Raw genomic sequence first — 26,732 nt, 5'->3', positions numbered from 1 at the left:
CCTCCTCTATTCAATCTCTCTTGTTGCAAGATTCATAATTGTTTCCTGTTTTGCTTCGGAAATATCCAGCTCACCGGTTTTCTTTCCTTCGCACATTACCACGATCCGGTCGCTCATACGCAGGATCTCTGTCATTTCAGAGGAGATCATGATAATGGATTTGCCTTCTGACACCAGCCTGTTCATCAGCTTGTAGATCTCATTCTTCGCGCCGACGTCGATACCTCTTGTAGGTTCGTCGAAAATCAGGATATCGCTGTTACGGGTCAGCCATTTTGCGATAACGACCTTCTGCTGGTTACCGCCTGACAGATTGACAACCAGTTCGTCCACACCCGGGGTCTTGGTTGCAAGCGCTTCTACATACTCAGTGGCAACATCGGTTTCTTTCTTCTTATTGATAAAGATGCCGTTCATGAAATCCTTCATGGAAGCCATGGTTGTATTCTCAGCGATGGTCTTCTGCACAACGATACCATACCGCTTTCTGTCCTCGGAAAGATATCCGATACCGCAGTTAACAGCGTCCTGCGGATTGTTGATGGTCACCTTCTGTCCGTTGATATAGATGTCGCCGCTCTCCTTCGGGTCTGCTCCGAACAGCGCCCTTGCCGTCTCGGTACGTCCCGCGCCCATCAGTCCTGAGAATCCGAGGATCTCACCCTTTCGCAGCTCGAAGCTGACATCCTGCACCATCCTTCCGGCATTCAGGTGCTCTACCTTCAAAACAACCGGTGCATCCTTCGGAACCGCGCTTTCGGTCTTGGGATCTTCATAAATGACACGGCCTACCATCATGTTGATGATGTCTTCCTTCGTACACTTCTCTGTGATCAGCGTTCCTACATATGTACCGTCACGCATAACCGTTACGCGGTCTGTGATCACCTTGATCTCATCCATACGATGGGAAATATACACCATGGCAATGTCTTTTTTCTTCAGATCACGGATGATCTTGAACATCTCTTCGATCTCGGATTCCGTGAGGGCCGCGGAGGGCTCGTCAAAGATGATAACCTTCGCGTCAAAGGAAACGGCCTTGGCGATCTCGCACATCTGCTGTTTTCCGACTGTCAGGTTGGACATAGTCTCCGTCGGGTCGATGTGTACATTCAGTCTGTCAAAGAGCTTTTTCGCTTCCTCGTTCATCTTCTTATCGTCGATCCGGATGCCTTTTTTGAACTCTCTTCCAATGAACAGGTTCTGCGCAACGGTCAGATGTCCCAGCATGTTCAGCTCCTGGTGCACGATGACGATACCGGCGTCCTGAGCTTCTCTCGTATTCTTAAATTCTACTTCTTTTCCTTCATATGTAATCGTACCGGAATCCTTTTTGTAGATTCCCGTCAATACCTTCATCAGAGTTGACTTTCCCGCACCATTTTCACCCATGAGTGCGAGGACTTCTCCCTTTCTCACCTCTAAATCAACATGATCCAGTGCATGAACACCAGGGAAAGACTTATCAATACCCTTCATTGTCAAAATAATTTCGCCCATTTTCTCACCTCTCCTTTCTTTTATATTATCACTAATTCTTCCTGCGTCTTGCGGAAACGTCGGAGTAAACCGCCGCAATAACGATCAAACCAGTAATAATATACTGATAGTCTTTTGTAAATCCCAGTGCAAGAATACCTTGCTGTAAAAGAGAAATGATAAATACACCAATTACAGTACCACTGATGGATGCAAGCCCGCCGGCCATGGACGTACCGCCCATTACGCATCCTGCGATCGCTTCATTGTTGTACTGGTCTCCATATCCGGGCTGTACCGTCGTGTATGCGGCAACGAAGAAGATGGATGCCACACCGACCAGTGTTCCGCAGATGATGTACGCCAGCATTTTCCATTTTTTTACATTGACACCTGAAAGCCTGACTGCTTCTTCATTGCTTCCGAGGCAGAGTATGTAACGTCCCCATTTGGTCTTATTCAGTACAATCGCGCAGATGACTGAAATTCCCAAAAAGATAAACAGCCCCACCGGAATACCGTTCAGATTGATAAAATTCCTGTACCATCCGTCAGCCGTTGTAGACTGCGGCCAGCTTACGGACTGGGTCTTTGTAAATACCGCCGCGATTCCTTTTGCAATATTCATACTTGCCATGGACACGATAAACGGCGGAACCTTCCAGTATGCTACCAGATATCCGTTGAACACACCGAACACCACACCGATCAGAATGCTCATAACCAGACTCGGAGCCATCGGTACGCCGTACATGGTCAGGCAGTATCCTGAAACAAGAGAACAGCAGTACATAACAGGTCCGATGGAAAAATCAATTCCGCCGGTAGCAATAACGAACGTTACCCCCAACGAAAGAAATCCCAGAAAGTATACATAGTTCAATGTGTTCATGATCCGCGAAAAACCAAAAAAGCTTCCGCCGGTCAGCACCCCGAACGCAAGGTACATTAAAAGCAATACAAAGATCAGGACAATTCTGTTAAACCCCACCTTCTTTACAAATGCATTTTGTTTGATTTTTTCCACTTTCATTCCTCCTCCATGAATGGATACCCGCCGGAATACCTCCGCTTTTTTGCATGAACCCTTCTTTCCATGAACATATTCCGTTCGCCACGCGTAACGCTTCGCTCTCATTCACCCCAAAACAGATTGAAATGCTTTGAACACTTTTCATGATACTCCGATACGTTTTCTTGTTTCTATAGGGCATATTATACTATCTATATGCTATCAAGTCAACATATTTTTATATTATTTTTACAATTAGCACACAGTACCGCCCCCGGACTCAGTGAAGCGTTTTATCCAATTGCGCAAAACGCTTCGCGCTCATATGTCCTCCACCTTATGGATTCCCCGTTCCGTCGGTGTGTTTCACTCAAGCCTGCGGATGGATTCCCCCTTTTGTATCTTTGTTCCGAAGCATATTTTTACAGGCGAACTGTCCTCCTCTTTCTTTTCCATCCGGTTCCATAAGAGTTCCACTGCTTTTCCACACATCTTCTCCATGGGCTGTTCCACCATGTACCAGCTTGGATTGATCAGCCCGGAAATCATCAGGTTGTCAAACCCGATCAGGGAGATATCCTCCGGGCATGAAAATTCCGACTGATTGACCGCCAGCACCCCGCCCAGCATCGTATCATAATTTCCCATCAGAACGGCCGTGGGACGGTCCGGGCAGGCTAAAAGCTCCTTCATCATCTCATAACCGACTTCCATGGAATGGCGCCCCCGCCGGATGTACTCCTCCCGTACTTCCAGCCCTGCCTGGCGGATGGCATCTTCATAGCCCTTGATACGTTCAATTCCGGTATACTCCACATCCGAAGCGATCACCGCAATTTTCTTATGGTTATGCTTTACCAGCAGATCCACCGCCCGGTAAGCCGCGATCTTATTGTCGATGCCCACACAGTCAAACTCTTCATCCTGAAACGCCCGGTCCACCAGAACGATGGGAATTTTATTCTGTTTGGCAGGCTTTAGAAACGCCCCCTTCATACTCACCGGAATTACAATGATCCCATCCACCTTCCGGCTGACCAGGAACTTTAGATTCTGGGCCTCGATCTCCTCGTCGTTGCAGGAATCGCAGCTCATCATCCCATAGCCCCGCTTTCTGAGTTCCTGTCCTATGTAGTGCAGCAGCATTCCCGAAAAATAGCATGAAATATCATGAACCATGACCCCTACGATCTTCGTCTTATTTTTTACAAGCCCCCTTGCAATCTCATTCACCTCATAATGCAGCTCCTGAATTGCCTCTTCAATCAAAACCTTATTCTCCGGCAGTACGTTTCCTCCATTCAAGTACTTGGAAATCGTCGCCATCGATAAACCTGTCCTGTTTTTTACATCGCGCATTGTTGCCGGCACGACTCTCACCTTCCTTTCTGTTGAACGAACCGCTTAGTTTCAATACTTTTCTTAGTAAAGCATATTTTTCTCGATCAAGTCAATAGAAAATGTTAAATTTTCTAATAATTCCTATAATTTGACGGAAAATTTGTCATTTTATTTGGATTCGGTCTGTTGTATAATGATTTAGAAAGCATGCAGCTTTTATGCATCGGATGGAATGATAAAAAAGCTATCCAAAAAACAGACGGCGCAGACCCGGCTGAACTTCTGAATAGCTGAAAAAACATTTATGGAGGTTTTATGATATGACACAACCGCGCAAATTTTTTGCTTTGCTTTTCACCCTGGCCGCTTCGGCTGTCTTTGCCGCAGGATGCGGAAAAAAAGAGGCAGCCTGCCCGTTCACAACGATCACCTGGGATCATACGCTGGAGGACATACAGGAGCTGGAAGGCGGCGAAGGCGAGTCTTATGATTCCACGGTATACGGCGGTCCGGTCTACTCCTATCCAAAGGAATATGAGGGATTGGAGGGAACCGTCAAATATTCCTTTGACGAAAAGAACCGGCTTGTCAGCATGGCATGGATGTACGAGGCAAAAGACTCCGAGGACCTTGCCGGTGTATACGACAAGCTCCACGGCCAGGCGGAGGACATGCTTGGAAAAAGCGGGTTCAAGTACAATTCCGATCGTTTTGCAGATCTGACTTCCCCGGGGGACGTCTGGTATCTGGATACAGGAAATGTGATTCTGAATACGGTGGATGCGGAGGATGTGAAGATCCTGCAGTACAATTTCCTGCATCCGGATGTTTCCGAGAGCAATCCCCAGGATGGTAAGTAAGGTATACCTTGTGAAACGGCCGAATGGCCATAATGGGGTGCCCTTGGGTATGCGTCTAGGCACGCGCGCCGGAATGAGGCTGCACCGGCAGCCGCTTTCCCTGCGCGCAGTGCGCATCCTCGGCGTGCTCCCTCTTTTTTGTCACAGATGATACATGGCTCCCGGAACACGGTTTCCGGTTCTGAGGATCTCCTCGAATCTGTCGATATAGTTCATGATATCAGAGAAAATGATCTCCTCACGGCCGACTTTGCAGATCTCTTCCAAAATCTGCCCGCTGCTTTTTTCTGCCCGCAGTTTTGTCCATGCCTTCTCCTGGGGCGCAGTGTAAAGGAGCGCGGCCGCGGCGGTTTTTTCCAGCACGGACGCATCCTCTCCATATTGAAGGAGCAGCCGGATGGGGCCTATGATCCGTTCGCCTGCGGCAAGCTTTCTCTGGGGATCTCCTGGCCTTGACGGTCCGCCCGTCACGGTATTTCAGCAGCAGCTTGACGGGAGATGTGCCTAGGTCGATCCCGAGTACGCAATCCGGTTTATTCATTCACGAACACCGCCTTCAAAAAACCTTCCGGACGTTTTCTCGCCAGTTCCAGCCCTTTTTCGTAATCTTCCAGACGGATTTTGTGGGTGGCAAAATGCTCGATATCCACCAGCCCCTCCGCCATCATGTCAACGGCCTTTTGGTGCTGGTTCCAGTTGTTGCCTGCCCCGATCACGCGCAGATTGTTGATGTGGATATCATCAATGCGGATGCCCATGGTCTTTCCCCTGCCGTAACCGGCAAGTGCCACTGTTCCTCCTTTTTCTGCCAGCTTCAGGCTCTGCTGGATGCAGCGTTCCATGCCGGTGGCGTCGATCACCACATGGGAACCATTCGGCCGGAGCCGCTTCATCTCCTCCACCAGATCCTGCTCCTCCGTCGCGATGGTTCGAACTGCCCCCATCTCTTCTGCGATCCCCAGACGCTTTTTGGTGGAAGCCGCCACCACAATCTCCCGCATCCCCATGGCTTTCGCCGCCGCAAGGATGCACAGGCCGATGGAACACGCCCCGATGATCACCAGGGTATCTCCGCAGGCCGCCCCTGCTTTTTCCAATGTGCCCAGCGCCACACCGAGGGGCTCACACAGCGCCCCGTGGACAAAGGAGACCTGCTCCGGCAGCTCACAGAGACCATAGGCAGGAGCCACAATATACTCCGCATACGCGCCGTCCCGTTTAAATCCGATTTCCTCAAATTCACTGCAGTAACGCCAGTTTCCGCTTCTGCATGCCTCACATTTCAGGCAGACTACATCGTTGCTGCCCACCACTCTTTTTCCGATCCAGGAACGGTCCTCTTCACTTCCGGCCGCATCCACGATCCCGCTCCACTCGTGTCCCGGGATGATGGGATAATTGGCCGGGATATTGCCGTCCATCACCTCCAGATCAGTGGCGCAGATGGCCGCTGCCTTTACCCTGACCCGCACAAATCCCGGCTGCGGTTCGGGAATCTCCTTTTCCGTCAGTACTGCACATCCAGGTTCCTTGAATACGATTGCTTTCATCTTTTTTTGCCCTTTTCTTTTTTTATCCTTTTCTTTTTCAATTCTGATTTTCAAATTCTGATTCTCAAATTTTGATTCTTTTCTATCTCTTTGTTGACCATTTTATCACGCTGTGATATAATCGTCAATATCAATTTAAAGGAGGATTTACATGGAAAAAGAATATTTTCAGACGCACCTTTCCGACAGACAGATTGTTTTATTCTATCTTGGCCAGGAAGGCTTTTTGATCAGATATCAGGATACGTATTACCTCATTGACCCCTACCTGTCCGATTATGTGGATCGGAACTGCTCCACGGACCAGGTAAAGTGGGTACGCCGATATGACGTCCCCGTCCGCCCCGAGGAGCTGGACTTTGTAGACTATGTATTCTGTACCCATGGGCATTATGACCATGCAGACCCGGACACCCTGCAGGCCCTTGCGGCCCACAATAAAAAAGCGAAATTTATTGTGCCCGAACCGATCCGTGAGACCATACAGTCTTACGGGATCGACGCCTCCTCCCTCATCGGAGCCGCGGCCGGACAGAAGCTGAGTCTGGGGCCATGCGATGTGATCCCGGTTCCCGCCGCCCACGAGGAGCTGCATACCGATGAACAGGGGAATTACAAGGAGCTGGGCTATAAAATGTGTTTCGGCAATACCACCCTTTTCCATGCCGGAGACTGCTGTATCTATGACGGCCTTACGAACCTTCTGGGGCAGATTGATATCCTGATGGTTCCGGTCAACGGGCGGAGCTACTACAAACTGCAGGATGATATTGTGGGAAATATGAACGCGGTGGAAGCGGTTCTGCTGGCCAAAAAAATCCATGCGCGCCTGCTCGTCCCCATGCATTTTGACCTGTACGATGTGAACTGCATAAACCCGGCCCATTTTGTGGACTGCCTATACAATATCAACCCCGGACAGGCTTTTCACATGTTCTCCGTGGGAGAAAAATATATCTGGGGGTAAGAACCCATGCATGCGGCCAGCACACTAGAAAACGTTCACAACCTGATGGAGTTTACTGCCTGCCTGGCCGCAATTAATGCGGCTCCTTTCACCGCGGTTTCCGTATCCTCCGAAAAGCGGATGGCTGTTCTGGTATCCTTTTGCATGTTCTGCAGTTCCAAAAACAGCCGGTCTTCAAACATCCCGTGATATTTCATGAGATCCCCGGTTAAAATAACTGCCTCCGCGTGAAACATGCAGATTGAATTATAAATCGCAACCGCAAGGGGAGAAACCATCTCTTCCAGTGCCTGCCTTTGAATTTTCCCATCCTGCATACAGGGGGCTATATATGCCTCCAGGCATCCGCTCAGGCCGCACTTACACGGCTTTCCGCCAGGAATCACGATGCTGTGGGGCAATTCCAGGATTCCCGTTCCGCGGAGGATTGCTCCCCCTAAAGCTACAGACATCCCAATGCTCTGATCGATCCGAAGGAGTATCACGTTCTCCGCATCCATGCTTTCCATCTCGAAAAACAGCATACAGTCCGGATCGTGCTCCAAATATATTTCCGTATGGAATCGTTCCTTCAAAATGCTGACAAGCGGTACATCGCACCAGTTCTCACATTCCGGAAAATGAATCGAGATCCCTTTTTCCGAATCCACACGTCCCTGCATTGCGATGCCCACGGCCTGGATTTCCTCATTTTTATCATCCTGAAAAATCATTTCAAAAAAGGAGAGAATGTTCTCCAGCAGTTCTTCCCTGTTTCGAAAATGATTTTCTCGAAAATACGTTTTCTGCAGGCCGCCGGAAAAGTCTGTCACCCAGGCCCGCAGCCCCGTGTGATTGATATCCGCCCCTGCTGCCAGATGTTTTTTTGTATTGACCCGGAGCAGCCCCGGTGTTCTTCCGTTTCCTGCAAAGGCTCCGTTTTTTTCCTCCACGATGTACTCATGTTCCATCAGCTTGTTCACGATCTTTGTCATTCCGCCCCAGCTCAGGCCGGTAATGTCTGAGATCTGCTTCCTGGATATCCCGCCGCTGCTTTGGATCACCCGAAGTACGCTGGCACAGTTGATATGGCTCATATCTTCCAGCCCAATATATCGTTTCATACCGTCACCCCCGCTTCCTGTCAGCCAATATATGAAACCGGTTTGTAATTTGTATTTGATTTCTTCTGTCCATCATGTCATGATCTTCTGAAAAAGTCAAGCCGGGGGATTCCATGCGGGATAAAGTCATGAAACTGCATAAATGTTAAGTCGGCCTTCTGTTTTTTCATTGATACGTTTACCCTGCTCTTTGAATCAAGAAAAGCAGCCGGGAATTTCATCAATTTCCCGAAGATTATCTCCATTGGATTCAGCCCAGATCAAATACCGGAATTGAAATCGAATTATTACAGGAATATATCCTCATCCCTCTTGACATTTTCCGTCTGAACCTGCAAAATAAAGGTATCCAAAACGAACTGGATGCATGGTTTACGTTTCTTAGCGTAGATGAACCTGGGATGATCGCAGGCCTCCTGCAGCGTTATCCGCAGTTCATCCCCATGTATCAGCAGCTTTATGAAATCTGCCGCAATATAGAGAGGGTGATGGAATTGTATTCAGAAGAGTTGAGAATATTGGACAGGAACACCGTGCAGCTAATGATCGACGAGATGCAGGATGAAATTAACGAACAGAAGGTTGTATTGAACCAGAAAGATGAACAGCTCTTTCTGCAGGAGCAGCAACTTCAGACATTAAAACAGGAAATCGAGAGCTTAAAAAAACAGCTTACAGGATTATAATATGTCCGGGCCTGTCAGGAAGCGCTGTGTTGACGTAAGATATTAACATGAAAATCTCATGATATCTTATATGTCAGCACCGTTTCCCGGCAGGCCCGGTTTTCAGTTCCTTTATTCAAACAGCGAAGCGGATCTTACCGGATCACTTACCCTGCGGCAGAAGGCGGCCCGCCAGACGCCGTCCCGTCCACGCTTCGCAGGAATCCCACATAGGTTGTGGTAAAATAAATCGCATATATCCCGAAAAACAACACAAATGCCGCCGAAAAGTACTGCAGTACAGATGTATGCAGCCCTGCGGACTTTACAAACACCGCACTGACAAACAGTATGATCACCCCGCTGAGCACTGCCGCTAACAGCGCAGGACACAGGAAATACATAAACAACTGCTTCCACACCACGGACGCAAGCTCTTTTTTCTTAAGGCCGATCTTTCGCAGCACTCCATACCGAAACCTGTACTTTGCGGAGTCGCTGAGCTGCTGCACGGACAGCACGGTCAGGGCAACGCACAGGAACACCAGGCCGATATAAAACAGGGGGAAGATCACAGAGGAAAGCATGTATTTCACCTCCGGTATCAGGTTGTCGCGAACCAGATTTTTCGCATAGTAAACCACCACCGTGTCCGTCCCGTACCCTGTATCCATTTCATCCAGATAAACATGCCCCATCATATCCTGGATTTCTTCTTCGGACAGCTCTGCCAGATCGTCCAGACGTTTTCCCAGATCATTCGGCGCCTCCCCTTCAATATCCACCGCAAGCTCCCTGTAAAAAATATCCATCTCCTCTGCCTCACTGTCGCAGACCACAATCAGATAATCCGCGCCGTTGTGCCCGTCCTGTGAAAATGGTTCCGTCCGGTATCCACCGCAGCCAAGCTCCCCTTTTGTTCCCCGGATAGAAAGCCCGTCGGAAAAGTCCCCCGTTTCAGCGTAGATCCGTTCCTTTAGGTGGATCAGATATTCCCCTTCTTCCAAGGAAACGGCTGCATAACCCAGCATTTCCCGCAGATGATTATATACAGAAAGGCTCATATAGGTATCATATGTCCCATAATAGGCGCCTTTGTCACTTTCAATCTTTTTCAGATCCGGCGTTCCGTCCGCATTGCGGTAAGTATCCCCAAACGTATCCAGATGGCTGCTCAGCCATATACTCACCTCACTTGTTCCGTTTTGAAGGATTGAATATGGATATGCGTCCTTTATCCGGGTGTTCTGCTCAAGCACTTCCAGCTCCTTTGCAAAATCCTCATCCTCCTTCTCGCTGAATACCTGCACGTCAAAGGGGAATTTCTGATCCAGCATCTGGTTCTGATAATCCGCAAACATCATCGCAAAAGCGCAGCCCAGCATAGCTACGGTAAACAGCGCAGTCAGAGTCCCCATGGTGAACTGCATGGTTTTCACCTTGGAGGAAAACTGCCGCAGCAGAAAGAGATTTTCCCCTCTGTAGACGGCGCTGCCCTTTTTTCTCACATAGCACACGATCCAGGAGGACAGCCCCATGTAAAAGAGATAGATTGCAGCAACCAGGGACACCAGAAACACAAGGATGTCGCCCATACTCCAGTTTTTCCCGCAAAACAGGTTGAAAGCAAGGATACACAGAATCAGGATAGATGCCGGAAACAGCCATTTTTTCCATTCTTCATGGGATTCTTTGATTTCTTCGTTTTGCTGTCCCGCATACATCAGCTCCCGGATATTCATTTTCCGGAATTTCCAGGAACACCGAAAGAGCGCCAGGATGTAGCAGCCCGCATAGCAGGACATGGTCATAAGAACACAGCGGAAATCCAGAACTATCTGCAGATGATACTGTTCCTGGAGGATACCGAACAGAATTGAGAGCAGGATCTGCTGCAGAAGGATTCCCAGCACCAGTCCCAGCAGAAAAGCACCTGCGCCAAGAACGATATTTTCCCGCATATACAGGTGGGCGATCATCCTTTTTCTCATCCCCAGCAGCAGGTAGGTTCCGAACTCACGGCTCCTCTTCTGGAGCATAAACCGCACCATGTAGTTGATCAGCCATGCGATGATGATCACCACGAATACCGTTGCCAGTATGATCAGCACCTGCATCATGTCCACATCACTGACCCGCCCCTGCAGGTCCGCGGAAAAAATGACCGTATTAAAGGCGAACATCATCGCGGTCACAAAGGTCATGGTCAGAAAGTAAACCAGGTAATCCTTAGCGGAACGTTTGACATTGCGGAAGGCAAGCTTAGCGAGCATCGGAAAACTCACCTCCTGTCAGAGACAGCACATCCAGAATCTGGTTGAGGAAGCCGCGCCTGTCCTGCTCCCCCCGGATCAGCTCATGGAACATACGTCCGTCTTTCAAAAATAAGATCCTTGAGCAGTAGCTGGCGGAAAACGCGTCGTGGGTCACCATGAAAATGGTAGCCGAAAGCGTTCGATTCATCTTTGTAAAGGTCTCCAAAAGGGTCTGTGAGGATCTGGAATCCAGTGCCCCCGTCGGCTCATCCGCCAGCAGAAGCCGGGGATGGTTGATCAGTGCCCTGGCGCAGGCGCACCGCTGCTTCTGTCCACCGGATACCTGATAGGGGAACTGTCCGCGGACGTCCGCAATGCCCAGGAGGTTCAGCATGTTCTCACACTCTTCCTGGATCTCCCGGCGGCCTTTGTGCTGGAGCGTCATGGCCAGCATGATATTTTCCTCGATGGTCAGCGTATCCAGGAGGTTGTAGTCCTGGAACACAAAGCCCAGATTCTCCTTGCGGAAATCCGCAAGCTGATCCTCTTTCAGTTCCGTAATATCGGTGTCACCGTAGTAGATATGTCCGGCTGTTACGCTGTCAATGGTGGACAGCATGTTGAGCAGGGTTGTTTTCCCGCTGCCGGAGGCCCCCATCACGCCGACAAATTCGCCTTTGTCCACGGTGAAGCTGACACGATCCACCGCTTTTGTCACATTTGCACCGTTTCCATAATACTTCTCCACATCGCAGATCCGGATGTAGTCTTTCATAGTCTGTCACTCTCCCTTCGAAACCATTTGGGGCTGCGGACTGCCCTTTGAATGCGCAGCCTTTATGGTGGTTTTATCGTAACAGATTTTCCGGATGGAATGTATCAGGGCCGCTTACAATCATCTTACATTTTTGAAAGAAAACATCTAATTGTCTGGTTCTCTGCACACTGCATTCTTCATGATCCCCTCTGTCTCCAGTTCCTCCGTCTTAAACGTTGTATACCCTTCGTAGAAATAGCTGGTATCAATTCCTTTCATATAGAGATCTCTGTTATTGATCTCATGTGTCAATGCCGCCTTCAATACATGTTTGATCTCGATGTCCCGAATCGGACTGCGTTCCATCGCAAGGAGATAGTCCTCCTTGTCCACCATACTCCAGTCAACCACCTGGTGAAGCTCTTTTTTCAAAATCTGGTCCAGCCAGATCCTGGTGCTCCGGCCGTTTCCTTCTCGAAAGGGATGCGCAATATTCATCTCCACATATTTTTCAATGATCTCGTCAAACGCAGACTGAGGCATTCTGTCAATATTCTCCAGTGCAGAATGCAGATACATCAGCGGCGCGAAACGGAAGTTTTCTTTTGCAAGGTTCACAGTCCTTACCTTTCCTGCGAAATCATATATATCGCTGAATAAATATTTGTGAATCTCTGCAAGGGCGGCAAACGTGCCTGCTTCCAGCTCGTCAAGCATACCTGATTCGAACAGCATGAGTGCCTTTTTCTTACTGATCTTTTCCTCTTCCCGTGCCAGCTCTGCCGAATTTGTAATCCCCAGTTTATTTTCCAGTGCCATAATTACCGTCCTTTCTGGATCGCTCCCGTCTGCCCTCATTCTTTTAGATGCGCAGTCATCCATTAATCACATACCTGCTGACCGGAAATTCCAACGCAATACATGTCCCCGTCCCATACTCTGACTGTGCGTAAATCTCGATCCCCAATTTCCTGCACAGCTTCCTGCAGAGGTATAACCCCATCCCCGTCGCCCGGTCATACTTACGTCCGTTTGTTCCGGTAAATCCTTTTTCAAAAATACGGGGCAGCTCTTCCTCCCTGATCCCCGCCCCGTTGTCCTCTACAAGCAGGCGGACACCGTGCCGAAGGGCTTCCGCTGTGATACGGATGCGGGCGCCTTCCTCTGCCTTATATTTTGTACAGTTCAAAATCAACTGATTCAAAATAAACAGAATCCATTTCCTGTCCGTATACACCTTCTCTTCCCCGCACTCTACCTCCACCTGGATCTGGTTCTGGATCAGGTAATGTTTATTTTTCAGAACCGCCTCCTCCGCGGTTGTCTGCAGGTCGGTCTCCTGAATCACATAATCCTTGTACACCTCATCCGAGCGGGCGTAATACAGCGCCATGTCCACATAGTTCTCCACCTTCTGGTTTTCCAGCGCGATCTGCCCGGAATCGTTCCATGCATTCCTGCGGTTCTCGCACATCAGGGAAATGCTGGTGATCGGCGCTTTGATCTCGTGCACCCAGCTTTCGATATACTCCCGGTACTCCTGCTGTTCGTCCTCCACACGGCGGATTCGTTCGATGACGGATTTGTTGGATTTGCGGATCATCTCACGGTACAGCCTGTCCTCGATCCGGGGAGACTCCGGCATCAGCTCGCCTAAAAGGAATCTCTGGTCTACCTTGCCCAGTACCTCTCCGATCCGGAAAAAGTAATTTCTCCGTTCATGATATTCGCAGAGCATCCATGCAGCAGCCACCAGAAACCAGCAGATCAGGATCAGGGCACAGTAATCCCAGGCATACCCCGTAAGCAGAAGGAAGCCGGCAAGCACCAGCATACAGGATATGTGCAGTAAGAAAAGCAGGATCTTGTCCTTTAAAAATGTACAGAACGATAGATGTCCTTCCCCGCCGCAGCGCAGTTTCTTTGCAGCGTCTGCCCCTTCTTTCATATGCGGTACTCCTCTCTCCCGTATGCTTTGTAGAAATCTTTCCCTGCACATCCGCGGATCATATATAATACCCAAGCCCTCTCTTCGTCCCGATAAAATCATGCAGCCCCACCGGCTCCAGTTTTGTACGGATTCGGGTTATATTGACGCTTAATGTATTGTCGTCAATAAAAACCTGATTGTCCCAGAGGTACTCGATCAGATTCGCCCGGGAAACAATTTTTTCTTTATTCAGGAACAGACAGTGCATAATCTTTAATTCATTTTTTGTCAGCTCCACAGTCTGCCCCCTGTAAGAAATGCTTCCCCGGGCGATATCCAGCTCTGCCTCTTTGTGTGTCAGTTTTGACAATTCCGTACCGCCCCGGGCGGTACGCTTTAAAACCGCCGCTATGTGGGCCAGCAGGATCGGCGCCTGAAAAGGCTTTGTGATATAGTCGTCCCCGCCCTTCATCAGCCCGGTCAGTTCGTCCATGGAATCGGTCCTGCTGGTCACAAAAATGATCGGGACTTCCGATGCAAAGCGTATCCTGGTGCAGATATCAAAGCCGGACTCTCCCGGCAGGTTCAGATCCAGCAGCACCAGATCCGGATCGAGAGCCAGCGCTTCTTTTGCCGCATCCTCAAAATCCTCCAACGCAGTCACCTGGTACAGAGCGTTTTCGAGAAGCAGTTTCAGTTCCTGGCGGATGGCAGGTTCATCTTCTATGATTAAAATATGCATGGCAGGTTCTCCTTTGCTTCTATTATGGCACAAGGATTTCTTTTATACAATTCCCCAATCAAGTTTTTGAAAAATTCAGGATGAACCTTTTTTCGCAGCCTGTTTTTCAGGCTGTGTTAAGCAGTACCCGCAGCTCCGTCTATTGATTCACCTGATGCCTCCGGAACATCCCATATCCTGCCGCGGAAAACAGCACCGCCGCCGCCCCGTTTACGATCAGATCCGCAGACAGGCAGCTCAATACCTTCCCGCCCACAGAATAGGCCGTATAGTCAAAAAAAGTGAAATCCATAATCTTAGCAGGAAGCAGCGAAAGGATGTGGTACAGCACATATCCCTGCCCTGCCAGCAATAAAAATGTCGGGACAATCAGCAGCAAAAACGCCGCAACAATCACCCCATATGGATTTTTAAATACCGACGACATCCACAGCGTCACTGCCATGATGCTCAATGTCAGCACATACCCCAGCAGCAGCTCCAGCAGAAACGCCTGACCAAACGTCACATTGTAGCTCGCCGGAGCGCTACTTGCCCTCAAAAGCTGTACCGGCAGCTCCCAGCCCTGCGCTCCGAGATAGAGCAGGATCACGCCTGACCAAAGGAGCGTAATTCCCAGATAGACCAGGCTTGCATACAGCCAGGCCGCGATGATTTTTGCCATGGGCAGCCTGTTCTTACCGTATTTCATGCAGAGGAACAGAGAATCACATTTTGACTGGTACTCGCCTGCAAATACAGGTGCCGTCCCTACGCAGACGATCATCATGATCAGGATTCCCCAAGGCATATTATTCAACACGCATTCCCATCCTTTCCGGTATCCATAGGAATATTCCTCCACCGATGCATTGCGCGCGTTCCAATATGCCGCCTCCTCTGCCGTGACCACTCCCTGCATCTCCAGACGGGCAGTGTACGCTTTGCCCGCTTCCCGGCGTGCCTGGTAAAAATCTCTGCCCAGGTTCTCCTGAAAAACAGCGATGGTTTCCGTTCCTGCCCAATTGTCGTAAGCACGCGCAATCAGGTCATACAAATCTTTCCGCGGCATGTAGACCGCCTTCCGAACCAGATCCGACGCGGCTTCCGGATCGTCCTCTTCCTCATAGATGCGTTCGGCCTCATCCAGATATTCCTGCATGATCCCTTCTATATGTTCCTGTGTCAGCACCTGGTTTTTCTGCACCTGCTTTAAAATCTCCTCGGCCTGGATTCCGGTCACCATATTTCCCTGTTCGTCCTCCGCAAATATCTGAGAGACATTTGACCATGCACCAAAAAGAAAAAACAGCGCGCATCCCAGGACAGAAAGCTGCGTCAGCCTGCTGCCCCATATTTTTTTCCATTCATACCAAATCATTCCACCCATACGAATTTCCTTTCCCTTCTTCATATGATCAGTTACTGTCACACCCTGACCGGGTGCCCGCAGTCACTGCTATCATTCATTCCAAAAACATTTACCTGTACAGTTGGATACTCTAAAGTGCATCCGGATTTATAATTCGTCCCCAAAATATTCCAGATACAGATCTTCCAGTGTGGGTTCCACCATCCTCGCGCCCTCACGGGGCATCTTCCGGGATACCACCCTGGCCTCCACCACATGATCCCGGTTATGCGCATTGACAATGCACTGCTCCTGTTCGAACTCCGGCCATTCCTTCCGGGGCACCGCGCATTCCCAGCCCCCTCCGTCTACTTCCCGCACCAGTTCCTCCGCAGGCCCGTCCAGAATGAATCTGCCCTTTTTCATAACCAGAATCCTGTCGGAAATGTATTCGATGTCCGATACGATATGGGTGGAAATGATGATGATCCTGTCTCTCGACATCCCCGAGATCAGATTCCGGAAATACACCCGTTCTTTAGGGTCCAGCCCTGCCGTGGGCTCGTCCAGAATCAGTATTCTGGGATCGTTGAGAAGCGCCTGGGCGATCCCCAGCCTCCTCTTCATTCCCCCGGAAAAGGTCCGTACCTTGTGGTTTGCCTCATCCTCCAGATTGACCAGCCGCAGAAGTTCCTCCGTCCGTTTCCTTGCGAATCTCGGTTCCAGGCCCTTGATCGAAGAAATGTAAAGCATGAAATCCTTTGCCGTAAATCCGGGGGTATAGCCAAATTCCTGGGGCAGATAACCAAGCAGATCCCGAAAGTCCTCCCCCATGCTGATCGTATTTTTCCCATCCAGCTTCACCTCTCCCGCCGTAGGCTCCACGATTCCGCAGATCATCTGGATCAATGTGGTTTTTCCTGCGCCGTTGGCTCCCAGAAATCCATAGATTCCTTCTGTCAATACCGTGCTGACGTCCTCCACGGCAATCTTGTTTTTAAATTGTTTAGACAAACGTTCCAACTCTAACTTCATCTACGTTTCCTCCTCCGAATTTCAGGTAGTGTCAAGTTAACTACCATATTTTTTTTAACAAACCTTATTATTTCAAGGGTTTCACCACTTTTTCAAAGAAAAAAGCAATGACCTCCCTTTTTTGTGTCAATACTATTACCATCCCACAAACACTGAAAGGAAAATCATTGCTTATGGATATTATTACCTATTTACTCTTTCTCATTCAATCTCTTTACCAACAAAACTGCTGGCTGATTCATTTTATCTGCAGATATATCCCACTGAAACAGTGGGCTTTTGATGATTCCCATTCTCCAAAGTACCAGAAGTTTAAAATTGACGATCTCCCTCTTGTCACTGACTTCCGGCAGGACTGGACTTATCAAGATCTCATCCCTTACTTTGAAAAGCGTTATGGTAAGAAAATACGCCCTGTCAGCCGACGGTCAGAATGCGATATTCCGGACAGCTGTACCTGCCCCCGCTGTGGTGCCCCGAAGCCTTTCCTTTATAAAAATAATGGTTCCAAAGGACAGCTTCTCTGCAAAGTCTGCAGCGCAAGGTTCTCACCCGATGAAAGCCGCTTCTCCTCTGTAAAACTACGCTGTCCCCACTGCGGCAATACCCTGGTCCCAAAGAAGGAGCGCAAACACTTTATCATCCATAAGTGCATCAATCCCAAATGTCCTTATTACCTCTACAACCTCAAAAAGGTAGATAAAGAAGATCTCAGGCAGGACTACGGCAAAAATAAATATAAACTCCACTATATCTACCGTGAGTTTACGATGGATTTTTTCAGCATGGATCTCAATACCCTGCCTAAAAATGCTTCATCCCTGAAATTCACCAAGCATAATGCCCACGTAATGTCCTTGTGCCTGACCCTACACGTCAACCTTGGCCTCTCCCTTAGGAAAACCTCCCAGGCTCTCAGAGACCTGTACAACATCGGCATTTCCCACCAGCAGATCGCTAATTACTGCAAGACCGCAGCTATCTGCGTGAAACCTTTTGTTGACCAATACCCCTACGAAAAAGGGCCTGTTTTTACTGCCGATGAAACCTATATCAAAATCCGTGGGATCAAATCCTATGTCTGGCTCATTATGAATGCCGCATCCCGATCCATCATTGGCTACCAGATCTCTGATAACCGTGGTGTCGGCCCCTGTATCCTCGCTATGCGTATGGCTTTCCGGGGACTTGCAAAACTGCCGGAAAACTTTAAGTTCATTGCTGACGGTTACAGCGCCTACCCGCTCGCTGCAATGGAATTTGTAAAAAAGCTGGGAAACGATTTTACATTCAAAATCACTCAGGTGATTGGACTTACCAACGACGATGCTGTTTCCAAAGAACACCGTCCCTACAAACAGATGATTGAACGGCTCAACCGTACTTATAAGGCATCTTACCGTCACACAAACGGCTTTGACCACATCGACGGTGCCAACTATGACCTTGCCCTCTGGGTCGCATACTATAACTTTCTCCGTCCGCATAAACACAAGAACTACAAAGTTCTTAACGAAGTAGAAATGCTGCGGGGCGCTGACAACATGCCTGGAAAATGGCAGCTTCTCATCTTCCTTGGCCAGCAGACCATCCTGAACCAGCAGAAAAACGGCGGCTCTGCGCCGGAGCGGAGCTGTTGTCAATAGAACCGTGGAATACCGCAGCCGCCGTCAGGCGGTGAGGATATGCCGCGAAAGTCTATTGACATAAGGCTCACGGATGATCCTGTCTGTCAGAAAAGGGGCCACTGCGCCCTTTTCCTGCCTTCCGGCGAGGATGGGTTCGGGCAAAGCCCGAAACCGGGTCAAGGGATTGGTCCCTTGTGGGTTCTTAGGGCAACGCCCTAAGCCCTCGGAGAGCTTTTCGGAGTCGATATCTACAGTTTTCAAGGTTCATTTGAGCCTGTTTTTTGCAGCTCAGTTTTTCATAAATTACTTGACACTACCGAATTTCAATAATCTTTTCATTTCCCATATTGCTCCCAGCGCCGAGGTCCCCCCGAAAAACAGCCAGTTCCCCGTATACCTTACCTCAAACAACGGAATCCCAGCCGATTTTGAAAGGATGATCGCAAAGGTCAGAAGGATTCCCCAGGTCATGCAATAAAGCATGGTGTTTTCCTCAGTCCTGCGGTTTAAGGCTGCCAGGCATCCAAAGCACATCAGGTTATAGGGAACCACCATATACAGCAAAGTCTGCCGCAGATAGATCCCTTTTGCCAGGGTGAACGCCGACGCCGCACAGGCAAGGATCAGGAAATCCGCGATTCCGGATACCAGCATACGGCAGATCAGGACTTTCCGCAGGGAATGCTTTGCCGTCATCTGCAGTTCCAGCATGCCCTTCCAGAAAATATCGCAGAGAATATTTGCATCCGCCATGAACACGATGGGACCGGATATGGCTGCGGCGGTCATGATCCAACTGTCCGGTTCCGCCGATCCCGACAGGATCAGATAGAGGAAGATCCCGGTAAATATAAATTTCATTCCCCAAAATCCTTTCCCGATAAAACGGAGCTGATCTCGGAAAAACTGCAGGTTTGTCATTCTCTGTTTTTCCGGGAAAAACTGGATCTCCCCGGCCCTGGCAATGGTTTCCTGGAGTCCCTGCGGGCTGTATTCCGGGACCTGGACGGATGCCAGATATCTTTTTAATTTTCGGTTTGTCATTGCTTTGCTCCTTTCCTAATTTGCCGTATCTGCTTTTCATAGATGATTTTGCACTACAAATCCAGCCTGCCCCTGAGCTGCTTTTCCGCATTTTTCAGCTTATAGCGCACGGTGGATACCGGAATCCCCAGTATTTTTGAGATATCTCCAAGCTTTAGATCCTGGTAATATCTTAAAATCACAATCTCCTTCTCCGTCTTTTCCAGGGCGGACAAGGCTTCACGAACCATCAGCCTGTCCAGGATGCCGTCCCCATGATCCGGAGCTGTTTCTTCAGAATCCGGCATCTCCTCTGTACAGATCTCCTTTGGCTTCCTGAAATAGTTTCGGATCAGGTTTCCGGCGATCACATAGAGGTAGTTCCTGATTTTCCCGTAATCCCGGTAATTGTCCAGACTGTTTAAAAATTTCAGAAATGTCTCCTGCGTGATATCCTCCGCTGCCTGGCGCTGGTTCAGATGACGGCAGCAGTATTTGTATATGGGTTCATAGTTGTCTGTGATTAATTTTTCCAGATATCCGTCCTTGTACAAAATGCGGTTCCGTAAATTGCCGGCAGACATGCAAGATCCACCCCCTTTTTATGATGCATCTGTTATATATAACAATCCAAAGTGAGAAAAAAACAACTTTTCATAACTTTATTATAAACTTTGCTTCGCGGGAATTAATAGCGCACTTGAACAAGCTGTCATATGGCAGCCTTTGAGAAATGATTTGTACTTGAAAGAGGCGTCATATAAACCGGCAGATATACGACGCCCTCCGCTTCCTTCAGATCCAGCGTATGGATCACATATGGGGTATAGAGCTGTTCATGGTATTTTTTCATAAACTTCCGAGGTGACGACAGCGTATGAGATAATTGTAAAACAGATCCTTTACTCAAATTTTATACAAAATGCCACCTCTCCTGCCACTGCAGCCGCTGCCCACTGCAGTGCTCCCGCAAATTCCTTCATCATCGGAATATCCGGTATCCTCTTCTCAGACCGGAGCAAAACCTGGCACGCTGCGCCCAGCCTCTTCCCATATTCCATCCAGAAATCAAAATCCGACCATTTTGCAGGAATCATATCTTCCGGAATCCGCACCATTTTGATCAGCAGCAGGACCCCTCCTGCCAGCAGCAGATACAGCAGTGATCTCCATATTCTTTTTTCTACCCTGTCCGCCCGTTCCATCCGTGACATTTCCGCGCAATAGCGCATCAAAAATATCCACAGGATGCAGGGAATCAGAAAGCAAACGCCCTGAGTGATCCAGACAAGCACCCTGCTCTCCATCCGTTCCCAGCTTCCGCATAACTGCTGATACCTTTCTTCTGTTTTACCGATCTCTCCCGAGACGCAGTTCACCGCCGCGCGGTCGAAGGTACACAAGTCTTGTTCCCCGGCTTCATAGACCAGAAATACCTCCTCACTGTCTACTACGTCCAGAACTTCCAACTTTCTGCCCTGTATCTCTACCATGAGTCCCTGCGTGTCTTTTCCTCCAAACAGCTTCCCCGACAATGCGCTGCTGAGCAGGCATCCGTATTGAACCTCCACGTCCAGCACGGCATAACCCGGAAACAGCAGATCCGAGCGGCCGCAGAGGATTAATGCATCACATTCTTCCGATGTTCCAAGAGCGGGCGCAGAGACCTGCACCCCGTCCGCCTGTGTCCAGTTCACGTATTCCAGCGGATGATCCCGCTTCTGATTCTCTTCCCATGCAGACTTAGCGCCTGCGTAATCCAATCCCCCCTGCTCTCCGGATGCCGCAAAATCCAATTTGGAAGCATGTGCTTTTACAAGCTCCGCATGGCGGACTCCCTTCGCAAAACACAGCAGAGTTACGGCTCCCAGGAAGAAGAGCAGACACCGCCCTCTCCATTTTTTCCTGTCCACAGCTTCAATCCATTTCATGGTTCACCTTCACCCTGCTTCCCTCCTCCAAGGTACGGGAGGATTCTGTTACAACCTCCTGCTCGGATGAAATTCCTTCCACCGCCGCGTATTTTTCGTTCTTTTCCAGCAGCTCCACACTGACCTGGCGTACCACCCATTCTTCCCCCAGGATCGTAGACTTTTTCTCGGCCACATTGACATAATACTGGTTTCCTGACATCAGATGAAGGGCCTCTGTCGGAACACAGGCCGCATAATCACTTACCTGTGCTTCCACCTTCAAGGCTGCCGACTCCCCTGCCGAAAAATGATCCGAGGATACATGAACCGTCACCGTAAAGCTGCTTCCTGACTGTGCTTCAGATGCCGCGCCTGTCTCCATGCCGTATGTCCCATTGCCGGAAATACCGCTGTCCGCTATGGTCTGAATCGTCACCCGCTCTGTTGCGGCCTGCTGTCCGGGCAGAGGGTTTTCTGCTGTAACCACCGCCTGAGTCCCCTCTCGGATATATTTTCTCATTTCCTCTGGGAAAGTCACAGTCAGGCTTGCCCCTCCGGAAAGATCCGACAGCAGGATATCACCCCCGCCTGTCGTCGTACTTCCTGCTTTTATGCCGACTTCCGTCACCATTCCTTTTGCCGGGGCCGCCACTTGTCCCTGAGTATTGATCAGCGCCTGCAGTCTGGCAATCTCCTCCTCCTTCTGCCCCCGGGTAATCTGGCTCTGTTCCACAGAATAATCCTTTGCCGTTTCCAAATTCGCCGAATCCAGTGCTTTTTGTGCCTGGTATAAGGACTCATCCCGGTTTTTCACCGCCTGGTCATATGCCGCCTGCTTCTCCTGTATCACGGCAAGGAGCCCCTCCGCTGTCTGACCGGAAGCCATCTGATCAAAGCCGGACTGATCCTGATCCATTTGCCCAATATCCGGCTGCGAGAAATCTGGCTGGCCGATATCTGGTTGACCTGAATCCGGCTGGCCGATATCTGGTTGACCTGAATCCGGCTGACCTGCGCCTGTCTGGCCTCCGCCCTGCTCGATGGAATCCGTCTGGCCCACCGGCTGGCCGAAATCCATCCGACCTGCGCCTGACTGGCCGGAAGCCGCCTGACCCGCTCCTGTCCCGGAGCCTGCGATAAAATTCTGATATGCTTCCTGCGCCTGCTGCAGCTCGGCCAGTGCCGCATTCACCGTCTCATTTTCTCTGGCTGCGGTCCGGTTATAATCCTCCTGCACCTGAGACAATGTCAGCTGCCGGCTTTTCTCTGAAATCGCCGCCGACTCCGCCGCCCCGCGGATCTGCAAGTCGAGAGAATACAATTCCTGCTGCTTCTCTTTCATCTTTTCCATCAGGTCCTGCTGGTCCACTTCGAACAGGATCTGTCCGGCCTCCACTGCCTGCCCTTCCATGACATGCACAGATCCCACCCGCAGGCTTTCCACCGTAGAGACAGCGATCTCCTCCCGGCCGACCACAGTCCCCCTGGCCGAGACATCCGGGGTAAATGTCTGAGGCTCCGGTTTTTTCGTAGAAACCTGGGCGGTACTTATATTATAGGCAGTTCTGGAAATCATGGTAAATACGATCATCAATCCCAAGAGTAAAATTCCTGCCTTCATCATCCTCTGTTTCATCTCTTCCACCTCACACATTCCCGCAATACGCCTGTATCCCCTGCTCCAAAAATTCGTGCCCGGCCAAAAATACCCAGATGGCCGGAAGCAGCGCCAATACCGATGCCGCAAACGCGGCCCCCGCTGTCTCCGCCGTGATCTGGGGCTGGAACAGGGACAGCGGCCACAACGACGGTGTCTTTAAAAATGCCATAGGCTGCTCCAGCATATTCCAGCATTCCAGGAACTGCAGCACCAGCGCCGAGATGATCCCGGCCTTACCGAGGGGCAGTCCGATCTGGAAAAAAATATTCCCTTCTCCCGCGCCGTCGATGCGCGCCGCTTCCAGCAATTCCTCCGGTATTTCCTTAAAAAACTGGCAGATGATGAACACCGGAAGGGTGGAAAAAATTCCCGGAAGGATGATTGCCGCCATCGTATCCATGAACCCCATCCGCCGGATCACGAGATAATCCGAAAGCATCATCACCTGAAACGGCATCATCATCATGACGATATATAAAAAGAACAGACTCCGCCGAAAACGGAATCGGTATCTGGCAAAGCCCCAGGCCGCCGGGATGCCGAACACCACCTGCCCCAACAGTATCCCTCCCGTGATCTTCATGGAATTCCAGAACATCACAAAGAAATCCGGCGTATCAAAAATCAGCTCCACATAGGAGCGAAGTGTGGGCTGAAACGGAAGCACAGACCAGGACGCGAAGCCCTCCGCGCCTGAGAACACCGGCCTGAGATTTTCCGCCGCCTCCCCCTGTCCCATCAATGACCCTGTCATTAAAAACAGGATCGGATAACAGCAGATAAAAGCCAGCGCCCCCATAAAAAATGGCAAAACCACATTCCTTTTCTGCTTTACTCCTGCACGCTTTCCATGCTTTTGCATCTGATCCATTTTCCTCCCGGTCTTCTCTAAAAAAGCATCCCTCTCATATATCCGCCGCGTTTCCTTCCCATCTTCTCCAGAAGAGACACACCAGCACAAACAGCACCGTACCGCTGAGTACCGCGCCTGCCGCCATCTTATCCACATCCAGGTTCCGGTACCAGTTGTTGAACAGATGCTGCAGCATATAGATGCTCTCATCCGGATAGTCTCCTGCCACCAGGTACGCCTCCCGGAATACCTTGAAGGAATTGATCAGCGACAGCACCGTGATCGTAAAAAACGCAGAAAACAGGTTGGGAACCGTAATCCGTAAGAATATGACCCATTCCCCCGCTCCGTCGATCTGCGCCGCTTCGTTGATCTCCGCCGGGATCCCCTCCAGGGCGGCGATCCACAGAATGACGCTGTACCCCAGGTTCTTCCACACATAGCTGAATACCAGAACGCCGAAGGCATACTCCGTATTCATCCAGTCCGTCCCCGGAATCCCAAACAGATTCAAAATCCCGTTCAGAAATCCCTGCTTTGCGAAGATGCACTGCCAGAGCAGCACCACCGACGCCACTGGAACGGCCATGGGAATCAACAGCCCGCTCTTAAACCACCGGCCCCCCTGGATTCCCTTCTGCAGAGGTACTGCCAGCATCAGCGAGCATACAACTAAGATCGGAACACTGACCCCCATCATTTTCGCCGTATTCGCCGATGCAAGACGGAACGCCGGATTCTCCAGCACCTGGCAAAAGTTCGATACCCCTGCAAATTCCCCGGTCAGAGTCCGGGCAAAGGCCCTGCGGACCACATCCAGATAAGGGATCACATAAAACGCCAGCACTCCCGTCAGGCTGGGAAGGACGAAGAGCAGGCCCCAGCGTTCCCGGCTTCTCTCATGATTTTTATTCAAAAGCATCTGTTTATATCTCCTGATAATTTACCCGCCAAAAAACTACTCTTTTATAATGAAAATGGTTGATTATCTCAAAAAAGCCTTGATTTACGGGCATACAAGCAGGATTTCAAGCTGAATTTACTACCAATTTACTACTTTTGAGGGAAAGAGCCTTGATATGCCGCCCGGAACCCTGCCTGCCCAAACACCAGCACACAGCATTGAGAAAGAATAAATGAAAACTGAATACGACGCAAACGCGGCGTTTCTCTATCCCAACACGGGAGAACAGGAACGCCGCTTTTTTTATGCCCTCATGTTACGCATTAGGGGCGAAAAGAGCCTTGATTTACAAGGCATTGGGGACGCATTTCTGACATGGTAAGGGATTTATACCTAACCCCGGCAAAATGGCGTTCTATTGCGTAACAAATCCACAACCAAAGGAGTGATGAAGCTATGGCAGTTTTCCGAGTGGAGCGCAACAAGGGCTATACCGTTATGAGCAACCACCATTTACGCAACAAGGAGCTGACCCTAAAGGCAAAGGGGCTTTTGTCGCAAATGCTTTCCCTGCCCGAAGATTGGGACTACACCCTTGCGGGGCTGTCACAGATCAACCGGGAAAAGATAGACGCTATCCGGGAAGCCATAAAGGAGCTGGAACGCGCCGGGTATATCGTCCGATCACGGGAGCGCGACGAGAAAGGACGCTTGCGGGGAGCCGATTATGTAATTTATGAGCAGCCGCATACAGAACCTACGCCGGATTTACCTACATTGGAAAATCCAACATTGGATAATCCAACGCAGGAAAAACCAATATTGGAAAAACCTACGTTGGAAAATCCAATGCAATTAAATAAAGATATACAAAGAACTGACTTACCAACAAAAGAAAAAATAAATACAGATTTACAAAGTACCCATTCCATTCCTATCCTTTCCCCTAACCCCTCTCCTTTGGAGCAGGAAGCGGCTGCGCCGCCGAAACGGAAACGAAAGGAAGCGGAAGCACAGACCGCTTTTGAGATTTACCGGGAGATCATCAAGGACAATATCGACTATGACATTCTCATACAGGATATGAAGTTTGACGGGGACAGGCTGAATGAGATTGTAGACCTCATGCTGGAAACCGTCTGTACCCGGAGAAAGACGATCCGCATTGCCGGGGACGACTACCCCGCCGAGCTGGTAAAGGCAAAGTTTATGAAGCTGGACGCTGAACATATCCGCTTTGTGCTGGACTGTATGAAAGAGAACACAACCAAAATCCGCAACATCAAGCAGTATTTACGGGCGGTGCTTTTCAACGCCCCGTCCACAATCGGCAATTATTACACGTCCCTTGTGGCTCACGACATGGCAAGCGGCGCACTTGCGCCACAGGAGCCGCACGACCCCTATTCATTCAAACCGGGCGAAAGCCTGTAACCACCCACAACCACAAAAGGAGGATTTTATTATGGCACAGAAAATGACGGGAGCATTGGTATTTGACGAGCGCACAGACCGCTATGACATTCGCTTTGACCTTGCCAGTTATTACGGCGGGCTGCATTGCGGGGAATGTTTCGACGTGTTCACACGCGGCAAGTGGAAGCCGACCCGTATTGAAATGAACATGGCGCAGGAATGGTACTTGGTGGGTATCAGAGCCGACGACTTAAACGGGCTGCGGGTGCGTATCTGACCGCCGCCCCATAGATTACCCCGAAAGGA

Annotated in this window: 26 protein-coding genes; 6 read left to right on the top strand and 20 right to left on the bottom strand. The window is 49.9% G+C overall.

Going from position 1 to position 26,732, the window contains the following annotated elements; all coding sequences use genetic code 11:
* Positions 1-6: 6 nt before the first annotated feature.
* The 3 genes from EBB54_RS29520 to EBB54_RS29510 form a co-directional block, all read right to left on the bottom strand.
* Positions 7-1,503 carry a sugar ABC transporter ATP-binding protein gene (locus EBB54_RS29520; RefSeq protein ID WP_125130452.1) on the bottom strand — a complete coding sequence of 499 codons (1,497 nt, stop codon included), beginning with the start codon at positions 1,501-1,503 and terminating at the stop codon, positions 7-9.
* 31 nt (positions 1,504-1,534) lie between these two features.
* Positions 1,535-2,515, bottom strand: coding sequence for an ABC transporter permease (locus EBB54_RS29515; protein WP_125130450.1), 981 nt, complete (start codon positions 2,513-2,515; stop codon positions 1,535-1,537).
* Between the two features lie 345 nt (positions 2,516-2,860).
* Positions 2,861-3,853, bottom strand: coding sequence for a LacI family DNA-binding transcriptional regulator (locus EBB54_RS29510; RefSeq protein WP_125131118.1), 993 nt, complete (start codon positions 3,851-3,853; stop codon positions 2,861-2,863).
* Positions 3,854-4,155: 302 nt separating this feature from the next.
* Between EBB54_RS29510 and EBB54_RS29505 the strand changes: the two genes are divergently transcribed.
* Entirely contained in the window at positions 4,156-4,695 is a 540-nt protein-coding gene (locus tag EBB54_RS29505) for a hypothetical protein (RefSeq protein WP_125130448.1), read from the top strand.
* Positions 4,696-4,836: 141 nt separating this feature from the next.
* On the opposite strand, the gene EBB54_RS29500 is transcribed toward EBB54_RS29505, so the two are convergent.
* Together EBB54_RS29500 and EBB54_RS29495 are read right to left on the bottom strand one after the other, a co-directional pair.
* Positions 4,837-5,166, bottom strand: a complete 330-nt coding sequence (locus tag EBB54_RS29500) for a mannitol-1-phosphate 5-dehydrogenase (RefSeq protein WP_125130447.1) — start codon at positions 5,164-5,166, stop codon at positions 4,837-4,839.
* Between the two features lie 62 nt (positions 5,167-5,228).
* Entirely contained in the window at positions 5,229-6,245 is a 1,017-nt protein-coding gene (locus tag EBB54_RS29495) for a zinc-dependent alcohol dehydrogenase (protein WP_125130445.1), read from the bottom strand.
* Positions 6,246-6,396: 151 nt separating this feature from the next.
* On the opposite strand from EBB54_RS29495, the gene EBB54_RS29490 reads away from it, so the two are divergent.
* Positions 6,397-7,212 carry an MBL fold metallo-hydrolase gene (locus EBB54_RS29490; RefSeq protein WP_125130443.1) on the top strand — a complete coding sequence of 272 codons (816 nt, stop codon included), beginning with the start codon at positions 6,397-6,399 and terminating at the stop codon, positions 7,210-7,212.
* Between the two features lie 35 nt (positions 7,213-7,247).
* Here EBB54_RS29490 and EBB54_RS29485 read toward each other — a convergent pair whose 3' ends face one another.
* A complete protein-coding gene (locus EBB54_RS29485) occupies positions 7,248-8,315 on the bottom strand; it encodes an ROK family transcriptional regulator (protein WP_125130441.1) in 1,068 nt (355 codons plus the stop codon).
* A 401-nt stretch (positions 8,316-8,716) separates the two neighbouring features.
* On the opposite strand from EBB54_RS29485, the gene EBB54_RS31530 reads away from it, so the two are divergent.
* On the top strand, positions 8,717-9,001 hold the full coding sequence (locus tag EBB54_RS31530; protein WP_243127856.1) for a hypothetical protein: 285 nt from the start codon (positions 8,717-8,719) through the stop codon (positions 8,999-9,001).
* 146 nt (positions 9,002-9,147) lie between these two features.
* Here EBB54_RS31530 and EBB54_RS29475 read toward each other — a convergent pair whose 3' ends face one another.
* From EBB54_RS29475 to EBB54_RS29445, 7 genes are all read right to left on the bottom strand, one after another.
* Entirely contained in the window at positions 9,148-11,253 is a 2,106-nt protein-coding gene (locus EBB54_RS29475; RefSeq protein WP_125130438.1) for an ABC transporter permease, read from the bottom strand.
* The gene (locus tag EBB54_RS29470; RefSeq protein WP_125130436.1) at positions 11,243-12,010 is read right to left on the bottom strand and encodes an ABC transporter ATP-binding protein; all 768 of its coding nucleotides are present in this window, start codon (positions 12,008-12,010) and stop codon (positions 11,243-11,245) included. Before EBB54_RS29470 ends, EBB54_RS29475 begins: the two co-directional genes overlap by 11 nt.
* Positions 12,011-12,157: 147 nt before the next feature.
* Positions 12,158-12,811 (bottom strand): protein adenylyltransferase Fic, encoded by a 654-nt coding sequence (fic, locus tag EBB54_RS29465; RefSeq protein ID WP_125130434.1) that lies wholly within the window; start codon positions 12,809-12,811, stop codon positions 12,158-12,160.
* Positions 12,812-12,866: 55 nt separating this feature from the next.
* Complete coding sequence (locus tag EBB54_RS29460) at positions 12,867-13,940, bottom strand: sensor histidine kinase (protein ID WP_125130432.1); 1,074 nt, start codon at positions 13,938-13,940, stop codon at positions 12,867-12,869.
* Positions 13,941-13,998: 58 nt separating this feature from the next.
* Entirely contained in the window at positions 13,999-14,664 is a 666-nt protein-coding gene (locus EBB54_RS29455) for a response regulator transcription factor (RefSeq protein ID WP_125130430.1), read from the bottom strand.
* Between the two features lie 139 nt (positions 14,665-14,803).
* A complete protein-coding gene (locus tag EBB54_RS29450) occupies positions 14,804-16,033 on the bottom strand; it encodes an ABC transporter permease (RefSeq protein ID WP_243127855.1) in 1,230 nt (409 codons plus the stop codon).
* A gap of 129 nt (positions 16,034-16,162) precedes the next feature.
* Positions 16,163-17,029, bottom strand: coding sequence for an ABC transporter ATP-binding protein (locus EBB54_RS29445; protein ID WP_125130428.1), 867 nt, complete (start codon positions 17,027-17,029; stop codon positions 16,163-16,165).
* A 173-nt stretch (positions 17,030-17,202) separates the two neighbouring features.
* On the opposite strand from EBB54_RS29445, the gene EBB54_RS29440 reads away from it, so the two are divergent.
* Complete coding sequence (locus tag EBB54_RS29440; protein ID WP_125129068.1) at positions 17,203-18,675, top strand: DDE-type integrase/transposase/recombinase; 1,473 nt, start codon at positions 17,203-17,205, stop codon at positions 18,673-18,675.
* A gap of 285 nt (positions 18,676-18,960) precedes the next feature.
* Here EBB54_RS29440 and EBB54_RS29430 read toward each other — a convergent pair whose 3' ends face one another.
* The 7 genes from EBB54_RS29430 to EBB54_RS29400 form a co-directional block, all read right to left on the bottom strand.
* Complete coding sequence (locus EBB54_RS29430; RefSeq protein WP_125130426.1) at positions 18,961-19,701, bottom strand: hypothetical protein; 741 nt, start codon at positions 19,699-19,701, stop codon at positions 18,961-18,963.
* Between the two features lie 53 nt (positions 19,702-19,754).
* Complete coding sequence (locus EBB54_RS29425; protein WP_125130424.1) at positions 19,755-20,264, bottom strand: RNA polymerase sigma factor; 510 nt, start codon at positions 20,262-20,264, stop codon at positions 19,755-19,757.
* A 128-nt stretch (positions 20,265-20,392) separates the two neighbouring features.
* Complete coding sequence (locus tag EBB54_RS30305; protein WP_154677818.1) at positions 20,393-20,533, bottom strand: hypothetical protein; 141 nt, start codon at positions 20,531-20,533, stop codon at positions 20,393-20,395.
* A gap of 49 nt (positions 20,534-20,582) precedes the next feature.
* Positions 20,583-21,611 (bottom strand): hypothetical protein, encoded by a 1,029-nt coding sequence (locus tag EBB54_RS29420; protein WP_125130422.1) that lies wholly within the window; start codon positions 21,609-21,611, stop codon positions 20,583-20,585.
* Positions 21,598-23,229, bottom strand: a complete 1,632-nt coding sequence (locus tag EBB54_RS31525; RefSeq protein ID WP_243127854.1) for an efflux RND transporter periplasmic adaptor subunit — start codon at positions 23,227-23,229, stop codon at positions 21,598-21,600. The genes EBB54_RS29420 and EBB54_RS31525 overlap by 14 nt, the downstream gene beginning before the upstream one ends.
* Before the next feature lie 10 nt (positions 23,230-23,239).
* Positions 23,240-24,124, bottom strand: coding sequence for a carbohydrate ABC transporter permease (locus EBB54_RS29405; RefSeq protein WP_125130420.1), 885 nt, complete (start codon positions 24,122-24,124; stop codon positions 23,240-23,242).
* 34 nt (positions 24,125-24,158) lie between these two features.
* Positions 24,159-25,028 (bottom strand): carbohydrate ABC transporter permease, encoded by an 870-nt coding sequence (locus EBB54_RS29400; protein ID WP_125130418.1) that lies wholly within the window; start codon positions 25,026-25,028, stop codon positions 24,159-24,161.
* A 438-nt stretch (positions 25,029-25,466) separates the two neighbouring features.
* Here EBB54_RS29400 and EBB54_RS29395 point away from each other — a divergent pair, with 438 nt between their 5' ends.
* Together EBB54_RS29395 and EBB54_RS29390 are read left to right on the top strand one after the other, a co-directional pair.
* Positions 25,467-26,444 carry a DUF6017 domain-containing protein gene (locus EBB54_RS29395; RefSeq protein WP_125130416.1) on the top strand — a complete coding sequence of 326 codons (978 nt, stop codon included), beginning with the start codon at positions 25,467-25,469 and terminating at the stop codon, positions 26,442-26,444.
* A 31-nt stretch (positions 26,445-26,475) separates the two neighbouring features.
* Entirely contained in the window at positions 26,476-26,703 is a 228-nt protein-coding gene (locus EBB54_RS29390) for a DUF5348 domain-containing protein (protein WP_103240181.1), read from the top strand.
* Positions 26,704-26,732 lie beyond the last annotated feature (29 nt).

The sequence above is a fragment of the Schaedlerella arabinosiphila genome (assembly GCF_003885045.1).
Taxonomy (GTDB): domain Bacteria; phylum Bacillota; class Clostridia; order Lachnospirales; family Lachnospiraceae; genus Schaedlerella; species Schaedlerella arabinosiphila.
The sequence above is the reverse complement of the archived record's forward strand: the minus strand, read 5'-3'. Positions and strand labels throughout refer to the sequence as shown.